The sequence below is a fragment of the Metamycoplasma gateae genome (assembly GCF_036352135.1).
Classification (GTDB): Bacteria; Bacillota_I; Bacilli_A; order Mycoplasmatales; family Metamycoplasmataceae; genus Metamycoplasma; species Metamycoplasma gateae.
Window position 1 is genome coordinate 545,978 of the sequence record NZ_CP143578.1, and the last position, 17,613, is coordinate 563,590.

At 26.4% G+C, this 17,613-nt stretch carries 21 protein-coding genes; 8 read left to right on the forward strand and 13 right to left on the reverse strand.

Translation table 4 applies throughout. The features are described 5' to 3' along the window. Positions 1-15: 15 nt before the first annotated feature. From V2E26_RS02515 to V2E26_RS02550, 8 genes are read left to right on the forward strand one after another with little or no spacing between them, the layout of a single operon-like run. The gene (locus V2E26_RS02515) at positions 16-537 is read left to right on the forward strand and encodes a hypothetical protein (RefSeq protein ID WP_330463306.1); all 522 of its coding nucleotides are present in this window, start codon (positions 16-18) and stop codon (positions 535-537) included. A gap of 57 nt (positions 538-594) precedes the next feature. Beyond that, positions 595-1,851 (forward strand): serine hydroxymethyltransferase, encoded by a 1,257-nt coding sequence (gene glyA / locus V2E26_RS02520; protein ID WP_330463307.1) that lies wholly within the window; start codon positions 595-597, stop codon positions 1,849-1,851. Between the two features lie 11 nt (positions 1,852-1,862). Then, positions 1,863-2,156, forward strand: a complete 294-nt coding sequence (locus tag V2E26_RS02525) for a hypothetical protein (RefSeq protein ID WP_330463308.1) — start codon at positions 1,863-1,865, stop codon at positions 2,154-2,156. Continuing rightward, positions 2,156-3,805, forward strand: a complete 1,650-nt coding sequence (locus V2E26_RS02530; protein ID WP_330463309.1) for a DAK2 domain-containing protein — start codon at positions 2,156-2,158, stop codon at positions 3,803-3,805. The genes V2E26_RS02525 and V2E26_RS02530 overlap by 1 nt, the downstream gene beginning before the upstream one ends. A gap of 10 nt (positions 3,806-3,815) precedes the next feature. After that, positions 3,816-4,838: a phosphate acyltransferase PlsX gene (gene plsX, locus V2E26_RS02535; protein ID WP_330463310.1), complete on the forward strand. Its 1,023-nt coding sequence runs from the start codon at positions 3,816-3,818 to the stop codon at positions 4,836-4,838. Further along, entirely contained in the window at positions 4,825-5,085 is a 261-nt protein-coding gene (locus V2E26_RS02540) for a ribonuclease III family protein (protein WP_330463311.1), read from the forward strand. The genes plsX and V2E26_RS02540 overlap by 14 nt, the downstream gene beginning before the upstream one ends. Before the next feature lie 40 nt (positions 5,086-5,125). Continuing rightward, a complete protein-coding gene (locus V2E26_RS02545; RefSeq protein ID WP_330463706.1) occupies positions 5,126-5,530 on the forward strand; it encodes a putative dsRNA-binding protein in 405 nt (134 codons plus the stop codon). 1 nt (position 5,531) lies between these two features. Further along, positions 5,532-6,875: an AEC family transporter gene (locus V2E26_RS02550; RefSeq protein WP_330463312.1), complete on the forward strand. Its 1,344-nt coding sequence runs from the start codon at positions 5,532-5,534 to the stop codon at positions 6,873-6,875. Positions 6,876-6,940: 65 nt separating this feature from the next. Here the strand turns inward: V2E26_RS02550 and V2E26_RS02555 are convergent, their stop codons facing one another. The 13 genes from V2E26_RS02555 to V2E26_RS02615 all read right to left on the reverse strand — a co-directional run bounded on the left by V2E26_RS02555 (position 6,941) and on the right by V2E26_RS02615 (position 17,603). Beyond that, a complete protein-coding gene (locus tag V2E26_RS02555; protein ID WP_330463313.1) occupies positions 6,941-8,713 on the reverse strand; it encodes a hypothetical protein in 1,773 nt (590 codons plus the stop codon). 629 nt (positions 8,714-9,342) lie between these two features. Continuing rightward, positions 9,343-9,936 carry a hypothetical protein gene (locus V2E26_RS02560; RefSeq protein WP_330463314.1) on the reverse strand — a complete coding sequence of 198 codons (594 nt, stop codon included), beginning with the start codon at positions 9,934-9,936 and terminating at the stop codon, positions 9,343-9,345. Further along, positions 9,920-10,984 (reverse strand): site-specific integrase, encoded by a 1,065-nt coding sequence (locus V2E26_RS02565; protein ID WP_330463315.1) that lies wholly within the window; start codon positions 10,982-10,984, stop codon positions 9,920-9,922. The genes V2E26_RS02560 and V2E26_RS02565 overlap by 17 nt, the downstream gene beginning before the upstream one ends. Continuing rightward, positions 10,974-11,333: a hypothetical protein gene (locus V2E26_RS02570; protein ID WP_330463316.1), complete on the reverse strand. Its 360-nt coding sequence runs from the start codon at positions 11,331-11,333 to the stop codon at positions 10,974-10,976. The genes V2E26_RS02565 and V2E26_RS02570 overlap by 11 nt, the downstream gene beginning before the upstream one ends. Then, positions 11,317-11,481, reverse strand: a complete 165-nt coding sequence (locus tag V2E26_RS02575; RefSeq protein ID WP_330463317.1) for a hypothetical protein — start codon at positions 11,479-11,481, stop codon at positions 11,317-11,319. Before V2E26_RS02575 ends, V2E26_RS02570 begins: the two co-directional genes overlap by 17 nt. Before the next feature lie 203 nt (positions 11,482-11,684). Continuing rightward, positions 11,685-12,170: a hypothetical protein gene (locus V2E26_RS02580; RefSeq protein WP_330463318.1), complete on the reverse strand. Its 486-nt coding sequence runs from the start codon at positions 12,168-12,170 to the stop codon at positions 11,685-11,687. Positions 12,171-12,473: 303 nt separating this feature from the next. Beyond that, positions 12,474-12,869, reverse strand: a complete 396-nt coding sequence (locus V2E26_RS02585) for a hypothetical protein (RefSeq protein ID WP_330463319.1) — start codon at positions 12,867-12,869, stop codon at positions 12,474-12,476. A 3-nt stretch (positions 12,870-12,872) separates the two neighbouring features. Then, positions 12,873-13,433 (reverse strand): nucleotidyltransferase domain-containing protein, encoded by a 561-nt coding sequence (locus V2E26_RS02590; RefSeq protein ID WP_330463320.1) that lies wholly within the window; start codon positions 13,431-13,433, stop codon positions 12,873-12,875. Beyond that, complete coding sequence (locus V2E26_RS02595; protein WP_330463321.1) at positions 13,417-13,647, reverse strand: hypothetical protein; 231 nt, start codon at positions 13,645-13,647, stop codon at positions 13,417-13,419. The genes V2E26_RS02590 and V2E26_RS02595 overlap by 17 nt, the downstream gene beginning before the upstream one ends. Next, the gene (locus tag V2E26_RS02600; protein ID WP_330463322.1) at positions 13,647-14,045 is read right to left on the reverse strand and encodes a hypothetical protein; all 399 of its coding nucleotides are present in this window, start codon (positions 14,043-14,045) and stop codon (positions 13,647-13,649) included. Before V2E26_RS02600 ends, V2E26_RS02595 begins: the two co-directional genes overlap by 1 nt. Beyond that, entirely contained in the window at positions 14,045-15,376 is a 1,332-nt protein-coding gene (locus V2E26_RS02605) for a hypothetical protein (RefSeq protein ID WP_330463323.1), read from the reverse strand. Before V2E26_RS02605 ends, V2E26_RS02600 begins: the two co-directional genes overlap by 1 nt. A 9-nt stretch (positions 15,377-15,385) precedes the next feature. Further along, positions 15,386-16,690: a hypothetical protein gene (locus V2E26_RS02610; RefSeq protein WP_330463324.1), complete on the reverse strand. Its 1,305-nt coding sequence runs from the start codon at positions 16,688-16,690 to the stop codon at positions 15,386-15,388. Between the two features lie 16 nt (positions 16,691-16,706). Then, on the reverse strand, positions 16,707-17,603 hold the full coding sequence (locus V2E26_RS02615; protein ID WP_330463325.1) for a hypothetical protein: 897 nt from the start codon (positions 17,601-17,603) through the stop codon (positions 16,707-16,709). Between the last annotated feature and the right edge of the window lie 10 nt (positions 17,604-17,613).

Below are 17,613 nucleotides of genomic sequence, written 5' to 3' on the forward strand. Positions count from 1 at the left end.
TAGAGGTTAATTAATATGTCAAATAATAAAAGATGAAAAAATAAAAAAATAAATATCAATAATTACAAAGTACTTGAAGTACAAAAACAAAAAAAGACTTTATCTAATTCTTGAAAAATAGCATTAACCGGATTATTTTTAATAGCAATCCCTACTTTTATTTTATTTATTTTAATTGGTAAAGATGGATGAGTAATTCCTTCAACTGCGAAATTTGGTAGATGAGATACTTTATTACCTATCGCATTTGCATGAGTTATTTTCCAAAGTTCGATAGTTTGTTTATTAGTATTTAGATTTAAAGTTTATAAAGCCAATTCATTTATTTTCTTAATTCCATTTGCAATAGCTATGGCTTCATTACTAGTATCTTCTGGTGTTGAAGATTGACCATATAGAGTGCTTCCTGCTGTTGGTTTGGCATTTTTATCACTACCCGCATTATTATTAGTAAAACACATCGATAAAAAAAGAAAAGATAAAAAAATGTTGGAATATCAACAACAAGAAAGAGCAAATAAATCATTACTAGACTAATTTAAGGGTTTAGTTTTTTTATTTAAATTGAATTTTTAAAACTTAAGTAGGTATCATATGTACAAAAAAATATCATTAATCGATAAGGAAATTGCAGATATTATCAATGATGAAACAAAACGTCAAGAAGATCATATCGAATTAATAGCTTCAGAAAATTATGTTTCAGAGCAAGTTTTAAATGCTGTTGGATCATCATTAACTAATAAATATGGGGAAGGTTATCCATCTAAACGCTACTATGGCGGGTGTGAATTTATTGATAAAATTGAGACTATCGCACAAGAAAGAGCAAAAAAATTATTTAAAGTAAAATTTGCAAACGTTCAACCTTATTCAGGATCTGTTGCAAACGCTGCAATATATTTAGCATTACTTAATCCTGGCGATAGAGTTTTAGGATTATCATTAAATTCAGGTGGACATTTAACACATGGATTTAAAATTTCTTTTAGTGGAAAATTATACGAATCATATTCATATTCAGTTGATGAAAATGGTTTTTTAAATTATGATGAAATATTAAAAATTGCTAAAAAGGTTAAACCTAAAATGATTATTTGTGGGTTTTCAGCATATTCACAAATTTTCGACTTCTTAGAATTTAGAAAAATAGCCGATTCTGTAGGTGCTTATTTATTAGCTGATATATCACATATTTCCGGACTAATAATTGCTGGATTACACCCTTCTCCAGCAGGAATAGCTGATGTTATTATGACAACCACTCATAAAACTTTAAGAGGAACTAGAGGTGCAATAATACTTACAGACAATGAAGAGATTGCTAAAAAAATCGACAAAGCAGTATTTCCGGGCTATCAAGGAGGTGCTTTATTCCATCAAATCGCAGGAAAAGCAGTATCTTTTTTTGAAGCTTTACAACCCGAATTTATCGATTATCAAAAACAACTTTTAAAAAATTCGAAAGTTTTTTGTCAAACTTTTATTAATAAAAACGTTAAGGTTATCTCAGGTTTAACACAAAATCATTTATTTATGATAGATGTTAAGAGCACATATGGACTAACCGGCAAAGAGGCGTCAAACATATTACAAGAATGCAATATCACTGTTAATAAAAATTCAATTCCTAATGATACAGAATCGCCAACTGTTTCAAGTGGAATTAGATTAGGTGTAGCAGCTATGACTTCTCGCGGTTTTATGGAAGATGAATTTATTATTCTTGCAAATCTAATTGATAAGTGTTTAAGAGATCCACACAACGAAAGTCTAAAAACAATAATAAAAAAAGAAGTAGCAAAATTAACAAGTATGTTTCCAATTAAAAGGTCATACATTAAAAAATAATAGGAGGTTTTATGGTCGAAGAAAAATTGGAAAATAAAATTAAATCTTGAATTTCTGAAATAGCAGGAATTGTAAATTTTAAACCTCTTACAATCCAAAACGGTGTCGATGTTGAAAATGATGGTGTTTTTGTTGAAAAAAACAAAAATAAAAACTCTATAAACTTAACAATTGGATTGGTTATATTAATTAATTTGAACGCAAAAATCGTTGTTGAAGAAATATATCAAATTGTAAATTACAAATTAAAAGAAGAAAAAATAAAAATTGGAAAATTATCTATCTATATAAAAGGAATTAAATAATGAGAAAAATTAATGGTAAGGATTGATTAAAAGCGGTTATTTCTGGTGCTTATAACCTGAGCAACAAGCAAAATCTTATTAATGCTTTAAATGTTTTTCCAGTTCCTGATGGGGATACTGGTTCTAACATGTCTTCAACAATTATTTCTACAGAGAAAATAGAATTAGATAACAACACCGATATAAATTTTGTTGCTAATAAAATATCTCAAAGTATGCTGTTTTCAGCTCGTGGAAATTCAGGTGTTATTTTAAGCCAAATCTTCAAGGGTTTTGCAATAGCATTCCAGAATAAAAAAGAAATCAACTCATATGATTTAGTTAAAGGTTTTGAAGAAGCAGCAAAAAATGCATATAAAGCGGTTCTAAAACCAATTGAAGGAACAATATTAACAGTTATTAGACAAACAGCAGAAGGTCTAAAGGAAAATATCTTAATTGATAGTGATATAACAGATGTATTTAGAATGGCTGTAAAACTATCAAGAATAAGTTGTGATAATACTCCAGATTTATTACCAATTTTAAAAGAAGTTGAAGTTACCGACTCTGGCGGCGAAGGACTATATTCTGTTTTTGAAGGGATGCTTTTATACTTCGAAGGCCAACCTATTAATCTAATGGACCAAAAAGAAGAGGTTAATAAATTTATTTCAGACACCGAAGTCTTTGATGGCGAATTTGGGTATTGTACAGAATTTATTGTTGAGTTAAAAAATAAGAAAAAATTTAAAAAAGATTTATTAATTTCAAAACTTGAAAAACACGGAAATTCAATGGTTGTGGTTCAAGACGAATATTTCTTAAAAGTTCATATCCACGCAATTAGACCAGGCGATGTTTTAAATGTGGCAAATAGTTTAGGTCAATTTATTAAAGTAAAAATCGAAAATATGACTCTTCAAGCAAACGATAGTAAGCAAAATAGTAGCGAACAAGACAAGAAAAAAGAAGAATGTTGCGATGAAAATAAACAAGAATGCACTAAGTTTAAAAAATCAGCAATAATTTCTTGCAATTCGGGATCAGGAATAATTGAACTATTGAAAGAAAATGGTGTGTCCTACATTATCGAAGGAGGACAAACAAACAACCCTTCAATTAATGATATTATTTCAGCTATAGATTCAGTTAATGCAGAAACAATATTTATATTACCAAATAATTCAAACATCATTCTTTCTGCGCAACAAGCCTCTACGATTGTAAAAGATAAAAAAATTATTATTATTCCAACTAAATCACAAGCACAAGCCTTAAATGTAATCTATAACTATAATGAAGAAAATAGCGTTGAAGATAATCATCAATTAATGAAAGATTCGCTTTTAAATATTCATTATGGTGAGATTGCTCCTTCAATAAAAACAACCAAATTAGACGGTGTAAAAGTGAGAGCAGGTGACTTTATGGCTATTCAAGAAGGCAAATTAAAAGACACTGATGGTACCTTTAATGGGGCTGCAATTAAATTATTAAATAACATAATTAATGATGATACACAAATAGTAACAATTTTTTATGGTCAATCAGTAACTGAGGCAGACGTTAACGAGCTTCAAAATTATATTGAGATTAATTTTAACGTTGCTGTTGAAATATATAATGGTGGACAAAATATTTATCCATATTTAATATCTGCTGAATAGGATGAAACAAATGAAAAGAATAGTTTTTGATGTTTTAAATAATGATGGTGGTATTGTGAATGCAGTTTATGCTGCATTGACTTTTAAAAGTAAAAACAAAGACTACGAACTTGCATTGGTGGGAGATAAAAAAATAATTGTAGATACAATAAACAGTAGTTCTTTTTCTTTAACAGAAGACGATTTTATCATTATAGATTCAAGTGATTTAGTTCATATTGATAATAATCCAAGAGATGTTTTAAAGCGTTCAAGTTCAATGTTAGATACATTTAAATACCTTAAAGAGAATGATTTCGATGCCATTTTAAGTAGTGGTGATAGCGGTGCTTTATTAACTCTTTCAACATTATTAATAAAAAGATTACCAAATGTTGTAAGACCAGCTTTTATGCCGATTTTGCCAACATTAGTAGAAGATAAAAATACGCTACTATTAGATGCTGGTGCAAATATTGAAACTTCTCCTGAATATTTAAATAGCTGAGCTATTGTTGCTACAGAATACTACAAATTAATTTTTAACAAAGAAAACCCAACTGTCGGATTATTGAATATTGGAACTGAAGAATATAAGGGAAGTGCAAATATCAAAGAGGCTTTTTCAAAATTAAAAGATAATAAAAAGATTAGTTTTTATGGATTTATCGAACCCAAAAATGCAATTGCTGGCGACGTGGATATAATTCTTGCAGAAGGACAAAGTGGAAACATATTCTTAAAAACTCTCGAATCTTCTTTTTTAGGTTTTGGAAAATTATTAAAATCAATCATTCACAAAAATATAAAAACCAAAATTGGTGGCCTATTACTTAAAAAAGATCTTAAAAAATTTAAAGAGAGATTTGATTATAGAAACGTCGGCGGAGCTTTCATCATAGGATTGGATAAAATTGTTGTAAAGGCACACGGCGGATCAGATGAAATAGCCTTTGAAAATGCTTTAAATCAGATAAAGTTTTTATTAGATAAAGAAAATTTTATCAATAATATAGCTAAAAATTTAGAGGGTGGTGGAGATGAAATTAAATAAAAAAGATCTAGAATTTTGAACTAAATTAGAAGATAAATTAAAAACTTTTATCGATTTTAAAAATTTAACAGATCAACAAAAATATACACTAATAACAGCTTTCACTCACAAATCATATGCTAACGAACATAAAAGCAGCGAACATAATGATTTTCTTGAATTCGTTGGTGATGGGGTATTACAATTTATATCTACAATGTGAATATCAAAATTAAAGCTAACATTGAAACCGAGGAGAAGCTACTAAATTAAGAAGTAAAATTGTCGACAAAAAAAACCTAGCCAATATTTGTAAAAAGTATAACCTATTTGATTTTTTTAGATATTCAACAACAGCCTTTAATAATGGGTTAAATCTTAAGACAATCTCTAACCTTTATGAAGCATTTATAGGAGGGATATATCAAGTATTTGGAATAAATGGTGCGATATATGTTGCTGACAAAACACTTAAAAAAAGTTTCAAATTAGAAATCTTACAGGATCATTCACATCCAAAGAATCTTTTACAGGAGCTTTTTCAAAAATCAAGCAAAAATAATGTCGAATACGAAACCGTTGCCTTGCCAAATGGATTTTTTGGATCTTCAGTATCTTTTGAGGGTAAGATATACGGAGAGGGATATGGAAAAACCAAAAAAGAAGCAGAAACAGATGCGGCCACAAATGCCTTGGAGAAACTAGGAAAATAATATGCAATCATCTAGTCAATTATTTATCAGTATAATAACAAACACAGGACTTTGGGGAGCAATAATATCTACGTTAGTCATAACTTTTTTAGGTTTCATTCTACATAAGACAAAAGTACTTAATGATGGCGCTACTGGTGCGATACAGAAATTAATTATAAATATAATTATTCCCTTTTTATCTTTTTTTTCATTCATGAAAAACGCAGATAATTACGATATTAAAACATATGCAATTGTTTTTGGATTGAGTGCAATTTATTATGTAGCATTAACTTCAATTGCAATACTTTGAATAAAGTTTTTACCCAGACTAATACCTAAAAGTGTATTAAGAAAAGCTGAAAAAGATTACGTAGAATATCAAGAACATGTTGAGTTAGATGCTAAACAAATTTGAAATAAGGATATTTGCCTTGAAAAACTTCAGAAGAAACATCTAGTCACATGGTTAATGTGTATATATGGTTCTAATATACTATTTGCTACTCCAATAGTATTAGGTGTTTATGGGACGGGCGTTGAACTTGGGGCCTTAAACATTTGAAATATTCTATATTACATTGGTGGTTTTGGATTATCCTTTTCATTAATCTCTGGAGTAAAATTTACAAAAAAAGAATTTAAATTTACTTTAAAAAAAGCTGTTTTAAATCCTGCTTTTATAGTTGTATTAATTGCAATCTTACTTTGAGCAACTCAATATATTCCAAATTGAGGTGCTACTATAAAAAATGTTGAAAAAGAATTATTAACAAAAAATAACGTATTAAAAACTTTTGATAAAGTCGGCACTTTCGGTCCAAACTTTAGTACATTGTATGGAATCACAGACAAAGCAGATCCAAATATTATTAAATGGTACCAATTTAGCAGAATTGACAATTTTTGAGTTAAATACAATGGTTCCCCAACAGGATGGTTTGATTGAAATATAACAATGCCTTATATTGCAAAACCAATATCAATACTAGCTGGTTTAATAAGTCCTTTAATATGAATAGTTATTGGTACTAGTTTAGCTAAAACCAACATAAAAGAAATGTTTAAAAATAAGCAAAATTGATTATTCTTATTTTATAAATCAGGAATAATGCCGATGGTAATACTGTTGCTTGTTAGTTTCTTTGTGTATAGTAAGTTAATTTCAGTAAATGTAGGGGCAATACTTGTTATGGTGGGGTCAGTACCTCCGGGCACAACCGTTGTTATATATTCGCAACACTTCAAAAATAATGATAAATACACATCACAAACAAGCAGTTTATCAACTATGACAAGCTTTATCTTTATACCTTTATGACTTGTTATTGGACAACTTGTTTTACATAATATTTCAAAATAAACAATCTATTATTAAAACAATTAAAAAAGTTAACATTTGAATTATGTTAACTTTTTGTTTTTTTATTATTCAGTTATTTTAGAATCTAAGAATTCTAAAAATTTATTAACGTTTTCTTCAACGTCGTTTATGTCATTTGTTCTTGTTAATCTATAGAATTCTAGTATTAAATCTTCATTTAAAACATAATCAACATTTTCTTTTATATTATTTGAATAATTAGATAAAAATTGATATCTTTTATTAGCTAATTCTTTATCAATATTATGACTTGCAAAATAATCATTATAATGTTCATACATTTTAGTTCTGTTTATATTTAGAAATAAACGTTGCATAATAGCTAACTCAATTTCGTAAATTCTTCTTTTTTCATTAAAATCTTTTTCAACATTAGAACGACTTAAAAATCTACCAAAAGAAAATCCTTGTTGTCTTTCAAATGACACATCGTCCGATGGTAACTTAAATTTGTAATCATATAAATCAAAAAATTTATATCTAAACAATGGGTATAATACTTCATTATCTTCACCAAGGCTAAAATAATTTATAAAAACTCTACTATCGTTATGGATATCCAATGTATGCATAAAGTTTCTAATATTTTCAGAATCAACAAAACCTGAGTCCTCTTCATTTACATCTTCATCATCTTTGGGAGTTAATCAATCATTATATAATTCTTCATCAACAGCTAACATAGTATGAGCTGTGATAAAATTATCCCCTCAATAAAAAATATGATCATTTTCTCCTTGAATCGGCTGAATTCTGTAGATATATCCACTGGCAATATCATAATTAGGGTCAATACTTACTTGTTCCATGAATTTAATTAGCATATTTTTGAAATTATTTATATCAGCTTTAGTTGCACTAAACAAAATATTCTGCATTTTGGTAGCAAAAAAGTATCTATTTCGTCTTTGAGCTGTTAATAAATAATTTTGGGGTTGAAATGTATTAATATAAACATCTAAGACACTCAACAGTTCTTTTTTTAGTTCAAATAATTCATTAATTTCTTTAATACTTGAATTAACATTTTCTATTGCTACAGCATCTAAGAATTTTTCTCTGTTTAAATATTTAATTGGGCTATCTGTTTTAGCCTCTTTTGATAAATTGCTATCATAAAAGTCTTGTTTGATAGATGTAACATATGTATAACTATCTATAAAGTTTAATATAACATCTCTATCTGTATGTTTTTTAAATTCGCTAAGAATAAGTGATTTAGCTTTTTTAGAATAATAAATTGAGTCTTGTAAATCAATAGAAAACTTTTCAACCGTTCTTACAAATTTAAGAGAATCAATTATTTCTTGAACGGTTTTTGAGTTTTTAACATCCTCTCTTACTCTCTGTTTTTCTTCTTCGCTAACATTCATCATTGAATCAATTTCATCATTAGCTACTTTTTTAGCAGTTGTTAAAATATTTACGTCTGCTGTTTCAACTTTATTTATTAAACCTTTCGGCATGACTATATTTTGATTTCCATTATATTTAATATTTTCAAAATCAAAATCTTCAGTTTTATTTTTACTGTTATTAATATCATCATTTAAAATGTTAGATTCTTGAATTAATTTAAAAATTTCATTTTCATACTCTAGTAAGTAATCTAAATTTATAAATTCATTTTCGTGAGTTGAATTTTCAAAAAGATAATCTGTTTTCTTATTTAAAAATATAAGTTTTGATATTAGACTGTTCATATCTTTTTTATTCGAACAGGTTTTAACAATAAAAGGTATTGAGGCTACAAGTGTAGCTGTTGCAGCTGTACCTGCAAATGACGATAATAAAACTCTTCTAGTTTGTTTCTTCATAATTTTATACATTCCTATTCTTAAATTAAGTAAAATTTTAATTAAATTATATATATATATATATATATATATAACCACTATTATGATAGTTATATGTATAATGTAGAGTTTTTGTAATTTTAGGAAGTGCGAAAATGCTTTTTTATATATTCTTTACGTATAGTAAAGATATTAAAAGATTTTTGTACGACCTTAAAAAACAGAAAAAAACTCTACATAAAAGATAATACACACAGATCTGTTTAACAACCATATTTTAATACTATTTTTAAAAAAATATTAAAAAATTAAATAAATTCGTAAAAAAAATACAAAAACAGCAGATTAAGTTTCTTTATAACTTTTTTATTAACTTTATTCCCTTTTTCGTTTTTCTTTTTATTTTTAATTTTTCTTTTATCTTTTTGTTAATTTGTTAATTTTTAATTAATTTCTTTATAATTCATATAGTTTATTTATTAGTTTATTTATTATTAGTAAATTATCATACTACTATAAGAGAATATATAATTTTTTATTTTATTATTAGTTTATTATTAAATAATAAAAAAATAGCAGTGAAACAAAATAATTTACAGATTAAAGCATAAAAAAAGCAAAACACATTGTATATCTTGCTTTTAATTTAATTAAAATTTAATAATATCTTCTAAAAAAACAATATTTTCACCATCTTGTTCATTGAGAACTTCAAAAACTCAAATTCCTTTGTTATTTTTATAAGCTAGAAGGGGCACGGCTTTGTTTTTACTTATTTTAATTAATTTTGATTTTTCTTTTAATTTTAAGTTGCTTTTTTTACTTTTTACCTGAATAAAGAAGACATTTTTTAAATTATTTTCATTAATTATCTTTTCACTTTTTGCTATTAAATCAACATGTAAAAATTTATCATATATCAAAGATGCTCGAAAAACATTTAAAAAAGGATATCTATTTTTTAATATTTTTGCAACAAATTCCTCTTGTTTAAATGCTACAAATTTGCTATAAAAACAAACATAAAAATAATCATAAAAGAGATTTTGATTTATTTGATTTTCTTTCATTCACTGCAAAATACCTTTTTTAAACAAGGAAAAATTTTCTTTTTTAAATTCTTCATATGTTTTATAATCTCTTAAAATTAATTTATTATAAATAATTTCTAAAAAAGGGGCGTTTTTGGGTAAAATTATTGATTTGTTCGCTCCTTTTTCTTTAAAATTAGTTGTAGTTTTCATCATTTATCCCTTTTAAAAACATCTCTTCTTTTCTTAAATTACTTTTAATATCACCTTTTTTGGTATGGATATTATTTAAATTTATATTATATTCTGAGCTAATTCACTCCATTTGTCTCATTAAATCAGTATAAAGCACCTTTCATCTTAAAGCTTCTGATCTTGCAATTTTTAGTTCTTTATTTAATTTTTCATTATCAAATTGATCAATAACATTGTTTGTGTTGGTAAATTCAAAACAGCCTTCTATTGTGTTTTGATTTAAATTAATATAATGTTGTTTAATTGTTTCTGTTGTTTTGTGGCCAGTCATTGCGGCTATTTTGTAGTCTTCTAATCCTAAGATTGCTGCTTTAGTAATTCCTGAAGTTCTTAAACAATGAGCAGATATTTTGATTTGGTGTGTTCTAAATTCTTCATCTTTTTCATAGACAAATTTTCTAAAAAAATTAAATTTATTAATTATAGTTGAAACTTCTCAAGGTCAGCTAATTCATGCACTTCAATATTTTTTGGCTTCTTCCGGAATTTTAATAATTCTTTCATTATTTTTCTTTTCAGCTTGAATTATCAAAGAACCATCGAGATTATTTTTAAAGTAGTCTCAATCGATGGCGGCGAATTCGCCAACACGGCACCAATTATATTTCAATGTGTATCAAACAAAACTAAATTTATCGTCGCCAAAATCATTTAAATATTTTTCTAATCTTAAAAAATATTCTTCATTATAAGCTGGTTTAATTTTTTTAATCGCGATAGCCCTCATTAATTCTGTTGTATCTAAAAAGAAAAGCTGTTTTTTATTCAAAAAATTAAAAAAAGCTTTTGAAATAGAGATAGCTAAATTATAAGTTCTTTTATTGTCGTATTTATTTTTTAAACTTATGCACATTTCTTCTGCATTGCTTCAATCTAAGTCTTTTAAAAACTTAAAGAATGATAAGTACATATCTTTAGTGTTTTTTGTACATTGTTTTTTATCCATAAATTCAAAATAATTTTGAAAAAATTTTTCTTTTTGTTCGTTGGTTGGATTATTTTTCATTTTTTGCTCCTATTAAAATAAAGTCTTTATCTTCTTTTCCAATACTTATTAATTGTCTTGCATATCTTCACATACAAACCCAATTTGCTATGTCTGTTTTAAACTTATTTCATGCCTTCTTGTTTTCAAAATCATCACAGGCTTTAATTTGGTAATCACCCAAATCTGCAAAACCATATTTATACAAATTGTAAAAACCTTGTTGTAAATCATATTGATCTACGTCCTCAAAACTTAAAGACAAGTTTAATTTTTTTATTAAACCTTCTATATTTTTAGCTTTTACAAAAAAACTATTCTTATTTTTTCAATTAAAAATATGAAAAGTTATTTTATTTTTTAATTTCATAATTAATCTCCTTGTTTCTTGCTTTCAATAAATTTTCTGGGTTTCAAAAAATAATTTTTTTAATTAGTTTAAAATGATTTTTATAATTTAATTTTTTTCTTTTTAAATTCATAATCACAAATTTATAAAGTTCTTTTTTATATTTCATATTTATCTCCTTTTATTTAAAAAAAATAATATGCAAAAATAGAGACTTATCATCCCCTCCGTTTTCTAACAAAATTATCAATATAATATATATCTATGTTATAATATGATTGTTAATTAAATAGAGGGTTCGACAATTTCTATTATTAACAAAGTGGGTTATTACCCGCTTTTTATTTTTTTTATAATTTTGAACTGCACTAATTAGTTAAGTTCGTTGGTAGGAATGCTTTTAAATTTTTTAAACTCAGTAATTCCAACAAATCATTTTTCTTTAAATTCGTTTTTTTTCATTTTTTTAGCATCTTTTGTTTTAAAACTTAAATTTCATAAACAGCTACGAATTCAACCACAGTTTAACTGTATTTTTTGATTTTTACCATTTACATAAAAACTTCAATGATCGCTAATTCTAATTATTTTTTGACCATAAATAAAATAAATAGATCCTATTTTTCTACCTCATCCATAGAAGTTTGAAACGTAATTTATTTCTATTTTTTTTATTTCTTCTAAATCATTTTTATCAATTCCAAAATATTTTGCAACAAAGTATCTTAGTTTATATTGTGCTTTTAAACGCACTCCTCATTTACTTCTTTCAACAAATTCTTTATCAGCATTCATATTATCTAAAACTTTAAAAGTTGTTTGTGTAGCTTCGAAGTAGTTATTTTTATCAAATTTCATGATTAATCTCCTGATTTTATATTATTTAGAAACAAAAAGTTAGCTTCGTTTACTGAAGCTAACCCCTATATGCTTAAAATATGGTTAACAAAGGGGTTCGACTTCTTTGTTTCTGTAATTATTATACCACTTTTAAAAAAGGATTATACAAAAATATTACACATTTTTATTTTTTGAAAAAATATGAAAAAAACAATATATAATAATTTTGTACGTGTTAGTACATTAATTCATTTTTGTGCTGTACAAAAAACTTATTAGAGTAAGTGAAAAAACACCCGATTATGGGTGTTTCTTTTTTTGCTATTTATCTCACGTTAATGGTTTTCTGGTTTCGACGATGCCGCTAGCTTTTAATTTAGCCTCATTCTCATTCATCTCCGCCACAATCTCATTAATTTCTTTTCCGATTTGTTTTTTTGACGCTTTAAACTTGTCTTTCGGTAGCAAGCTCTTAACAACGTTCATAACTCATTCAAATTTTTGACTGCCGGTTTTCATGGGCGCAAATTTTGAATAAATAACTTCAGCCTCTTTAATTCAATCAGGAAGCTTTTCAGAAATGTCTTTTAAGGCATCTTCTTTATTTCCGCGTTTTTTGAACGCATAAATAATAAAGTATATTATTCCAAAAATAAACCCTAAAATTGAGACAAACGATGCAACTAACTTAATAATATTTTCTATGTTTTCAGTCATTTTTTAATTCCCTTCTACTAATTTTAAAAGCTCTTGAAATTGGTGCCGTAATCAAATATTTCTTTTTCTTGTGTTTTTTAAATTCAAAATATTTTCAACATCAATTTCCTTACCATTTAAAAGCATGTTAACCATACATAAGTGGTAATCGAGTTTTTTATATTCATTTTCTTCGGTATTTTTTAAATAATTTAAAAAATATTTTTTAATTAAGACAATAAGTTTTTCTTTTATTCATTCTTTATCATAATCAAAATCTTTGAGTATAAAAGAAGTATCGGGGTTTAATAAGGTATATAACTTCACTAATTCAAAAACCTTACTTTTTAATTCCGTTTTTAAGTCTGGTATAAAAAATAAATCTATTTTTCTACCTTCTTTTTTAACAGAAAACCATCACTCCTTATCAAAACTATTATTTAATATAACCAAATCATAATCAGAATAAGAAGAATTAACTCCGTAACACCTTGAGCCACCCAAATAAATGCCTATAATTTTAATATTTTTTGTAAGTTCTAAAAAATCTTTTGAATTAACAAAATCATTAATTATTTGGTTCATTTTCTTCTTCAACAAAAATATTAAAATCTTGGTCAACAGATATACTGTCGTCTCAAACAATGTCTCAATCCGCTTCCGTAGTATTTTTAACCAATTTTCTAACCGGTCATTTTAATCTTAATGTTAGATTTTCAGCAATTCTATAATTACGTCATTTTGATAGCCTTTTATTAATTGTAAAATATCATTTTTTTAAAAAATCATTACTTCACATTATGAATAATAAGGATCACTTTCAGAACTGTTCTCTTCCTCTTCGGTTATTTTTTCAATTACATAATTCATTCCGTTGTTTATGTAAAACAAATAATCTTCAGGTGTTGCGGAATCTCTAACAAAAAAATCTTTTGAACTATTTGGATTAACAGTTATTGTTTGTTTAGCCATTATTTCTGCATCAGGCAACTCGCGTGTATCCTTGGTAATATAGATATTAAGTCTTGTATTACCTTTATTTTTGAATGTAAAATTAATTTTCCCGCGTCTTTCTGGTTCGGCCGTAATCTCACATCTTATTCTTTCAAATACTAAAATATTATTCACAAAAACCTCATCTAAATAAGTGCCGTTTCTAGTTAAATGACTAATCATCTTGTTATTAACTTTAATCATTATAATTTAATATTTAACGTATTATTATTCAAACTCATAAATGCTAGTTGTTCCCATTTTGAAAAATTTCCACTAAATTTTCGCATAAAAATTTTTTCATTTTCTGTAATAAAAAACTGTAAAAATATACCTTGACTGCTTGTGCTTGTTGTAAGGTTGATTATTGTTCCTTTACAAGGCGAATTAATAGGCGAACCTTGTGCTGAAAAATTACCAGCATAAACTCCTATTTTACGGCAATCGTTAGGACTTTTTGCATCGCCGTTATTTATTGTTTGTGATGCTCCGGAACTTCTTAATCTTGCATCAATCTCGCTCTTGGTATAAACACTACTTTTATCTGCTTTTGTTTGAATAACGTTATTAATTTGTGACGATATTCTAGATTTTTCATTTTCTATTTCCCTCGCCTTTTGTTTAATTTTGTCTAATTCATTAGAAGATAATTGTTGTTTTGAAGTCAGGTCCGTTATTTGGTTATTAAAATATAATGACTGTTGTTCTAAAGTTGAAAAACGTTCTGTATTTTTATTATTTTCTGAATGAAAGGAGTTGTTTTGTTCACGTATAGCGTTATTTAAAAAAGTTATAGAACTTTCCTGACTTACATTTTTAGTTTTTATATCTTCAATTTTTTCATTAATTTCTTCAAAAGAAATAGATAAATTTTCATTAATTTTTTTTCTAATTATTTCGTCTGCATTTGTAGTGTTTAAAAAATCGGTATTTTTAAGCTTTTGTAGTTCAGTATTTAAATTTTCAAAATCTGGTAAATCTATATCAACAAACCTATTAATAGCATTTATTTGATTTTCGCTCAATTTGTCTTGTTTTAAAGAAATATCGAGCTGATATTTTGGTATTTGTTCATTTAAATTATTTCAATTTGAATTTTGTAAATATAAAACAGCTTGGGGATTTAAAAAACTCTCTAAATTGTTATAATTTCAATTTGAATTATCGCTAAAATTAATATTTCCAATAAATTGTTTTTTATAAAACAATTCAGGCAAAATATTATTATTTAGTCTAAATTTAATTTCCTCAAAAACACAGCGGCGAAGATTATCAGCATTTACTTCGCCGACTATTTGCTTAAATAGATTGTAATTTTCTTGTTTTAATTTTTCTGGGGTTTGACCTAAAAAATTATTAGCTAAATTTAAAATATTCAAACAGATATAATCAAAGACATTTTCTTTATTTTCAAAACTAGGATTTAAATTTTTAATTCTATTCGAATAGTAAAATCCGTCAAGATTAATCCCTAAATAATCGCAATAATTATTTAAACTTAACCCGTATTTTTCAAGGTCAGTTTTTAAAAGCATCGTACCTCCTTAAAGTTTTTTAGGTTTTTGTGTAATAATTGAACTACTAAAAACAGTTTTGCCTTTTGTAGCTCACGTATTTTGTTTTAAATGTTTCTGTTGTCAATTTTCTCTTCTATAAGCAACCTTAATTAATTCCTGATGTCTTCTATCCTTGACCTTATAACCTCTTAACAAATAATTACCAAATTTTCGACCCCTTCAATACGCCTCTCTTTTTTGATAAGTAGAAAAATCGAGGCTAGTAGAATAATTAATTGTTTTTTTAATATTTTCAATTTTTTCAATACCTTCAAAAGTAGCCAAATCTAAGTAAGCTCTGTTCCTTTTTTCTTCATTTTCTTTTATAGTTTGTGTAAAATCGTGACCTCAACTTATATTGTCTAAATAAAATCTACCAGCTGATGGTGAAGATAAAAATTGTTCTATTTCATTTTCATAAAATAACCTAGACCCTTCACGTTTTATCATTAACTTATTATTTGTTGTTTCCTTCCTAAACAAAATAAAATAAGTTAATATATCTAGTTTCTGTGTATTGTCGTTATCAGGAATTATTTTCAGTCCATAAATTCACGCTGAATTTAAAAAAATAATATTTTTATCAAAATTTGGATTTTTGATTTCATTAATTTTTTTATGTTTTAACGCTCCTATTTCGGCAAAATTTAATTTTTTATCACCAAAAAAGTTTTTTAATTTTTCAGATTTAAATGTATTTTTTAACTTATTTAACCCTAAATTAATTACAGGCATCAAAGAGCGTATATCACCCGTTCTTACTAAATTAACAATACTATTTGCACCGTTTAGAACTCTTTGCATAATTCCTGCGACTTTATTTATTTTAAAAACTGTATTTGAAAATTTAGAACCTGTTGAAATAGCTTTTTTAAAAAAATTTATACTTGCGTTTAGTGGGTTTGTTGTAAATTGTTTAATTGTACTAATTGAAGAAGTGATTTTATTTGTTTTTCCTAAAAATAATTTTAATGGTTTTGTTACAACAAAAGAACCTAACAAGGTGGATCCTATTGATTTAATTAAGTTTAAACCTAATCTTTTTGCATCAATTTTTTTGCCTTCGAAACCATCAAAAATAAAATGGGTTACTAAATTTAACATCGTACTAATTGCAAACCCTGCAACCGGTACTAATGTTTTAAAGAAAAAAGACGCTATATCGATACCGAATTTAATTACAAAAGAAATAATAGTTTTTAAAAAACTATATAAAAAGTTTTTTCGTTGTTTTTTTAAAAGTGGGGGTAAATTTTTGATAGGATTAGATGAATTAGACCCGAAATTTATCATCTTATTTTTTTATGTTTTAATGTGTAATTTTTGTAACAGCTTTTGGATAAATAACCCCAAAAAGACTTTTAGCTTCGTAATAAATAGCTAAATCTTCAGTTCCATTTAACTTAAAAATGTTAGCAGCTACTATTTGAATAGCGCCTGCTGAAACTCAATTAGGAGCTATAATTGCATCCACATTTTGTGGTAATAAAGGACTTACTTGAATTTTATAACCACCAAGTACATCCATAACATACTGACCGCCTTCAAAGTATTTAATAACTCCATTTCCGTTATTTCCTAATTCAGCCAGCTTGTCTGCGATTTCAGGGGAAACAGTTATAATGATGTCGTCTTTTGAAATTAAATCAACACCCTCAGCTTCATCTCTCATTTTAGTTAATTTGGTTGCTTCATTAATTAATTTTGTTTTAATTGATGAAGCACTTTCTGAAGCGGTAATTGTCGTATTTGATGTTGTCTTAGCTAGCTCCTTATAACCGTCTTCTTCAAACATTTTTAAATACTTATCTGTTGCTCGGTCTAGCTTATCTGAAGCTAATGTTAATAATTGATCATTTAAAGCTGAGCCGTATAAGCCTTGTGCAACTTTTAGCGGCACTTTTCATTCAAAAGTGACATTTTCGCCAACGTTAAATTTTTCGATGTCTCCTGTTCCTAAAGTACTTTTTTCTGTTAATTTAACACCTTGGGATTTAATAAACGTTGCACTAAACTTGTTTGCATCTATTAATGAAGTACCTGTTGCATAATTTAAAAGCGTAGATTTTTGGACATAATGAGATAATATTTGTCCTTTTTCAATCGCCGAAAGCGCTAAGGCCTCTGTTGTTCCTCCTTGATTAATTTTTGATAATCAAGTTTGTTTAATAATTGTTTTAGTTGGCATGTTGTTATCTAAAGCCATTGATTAATCC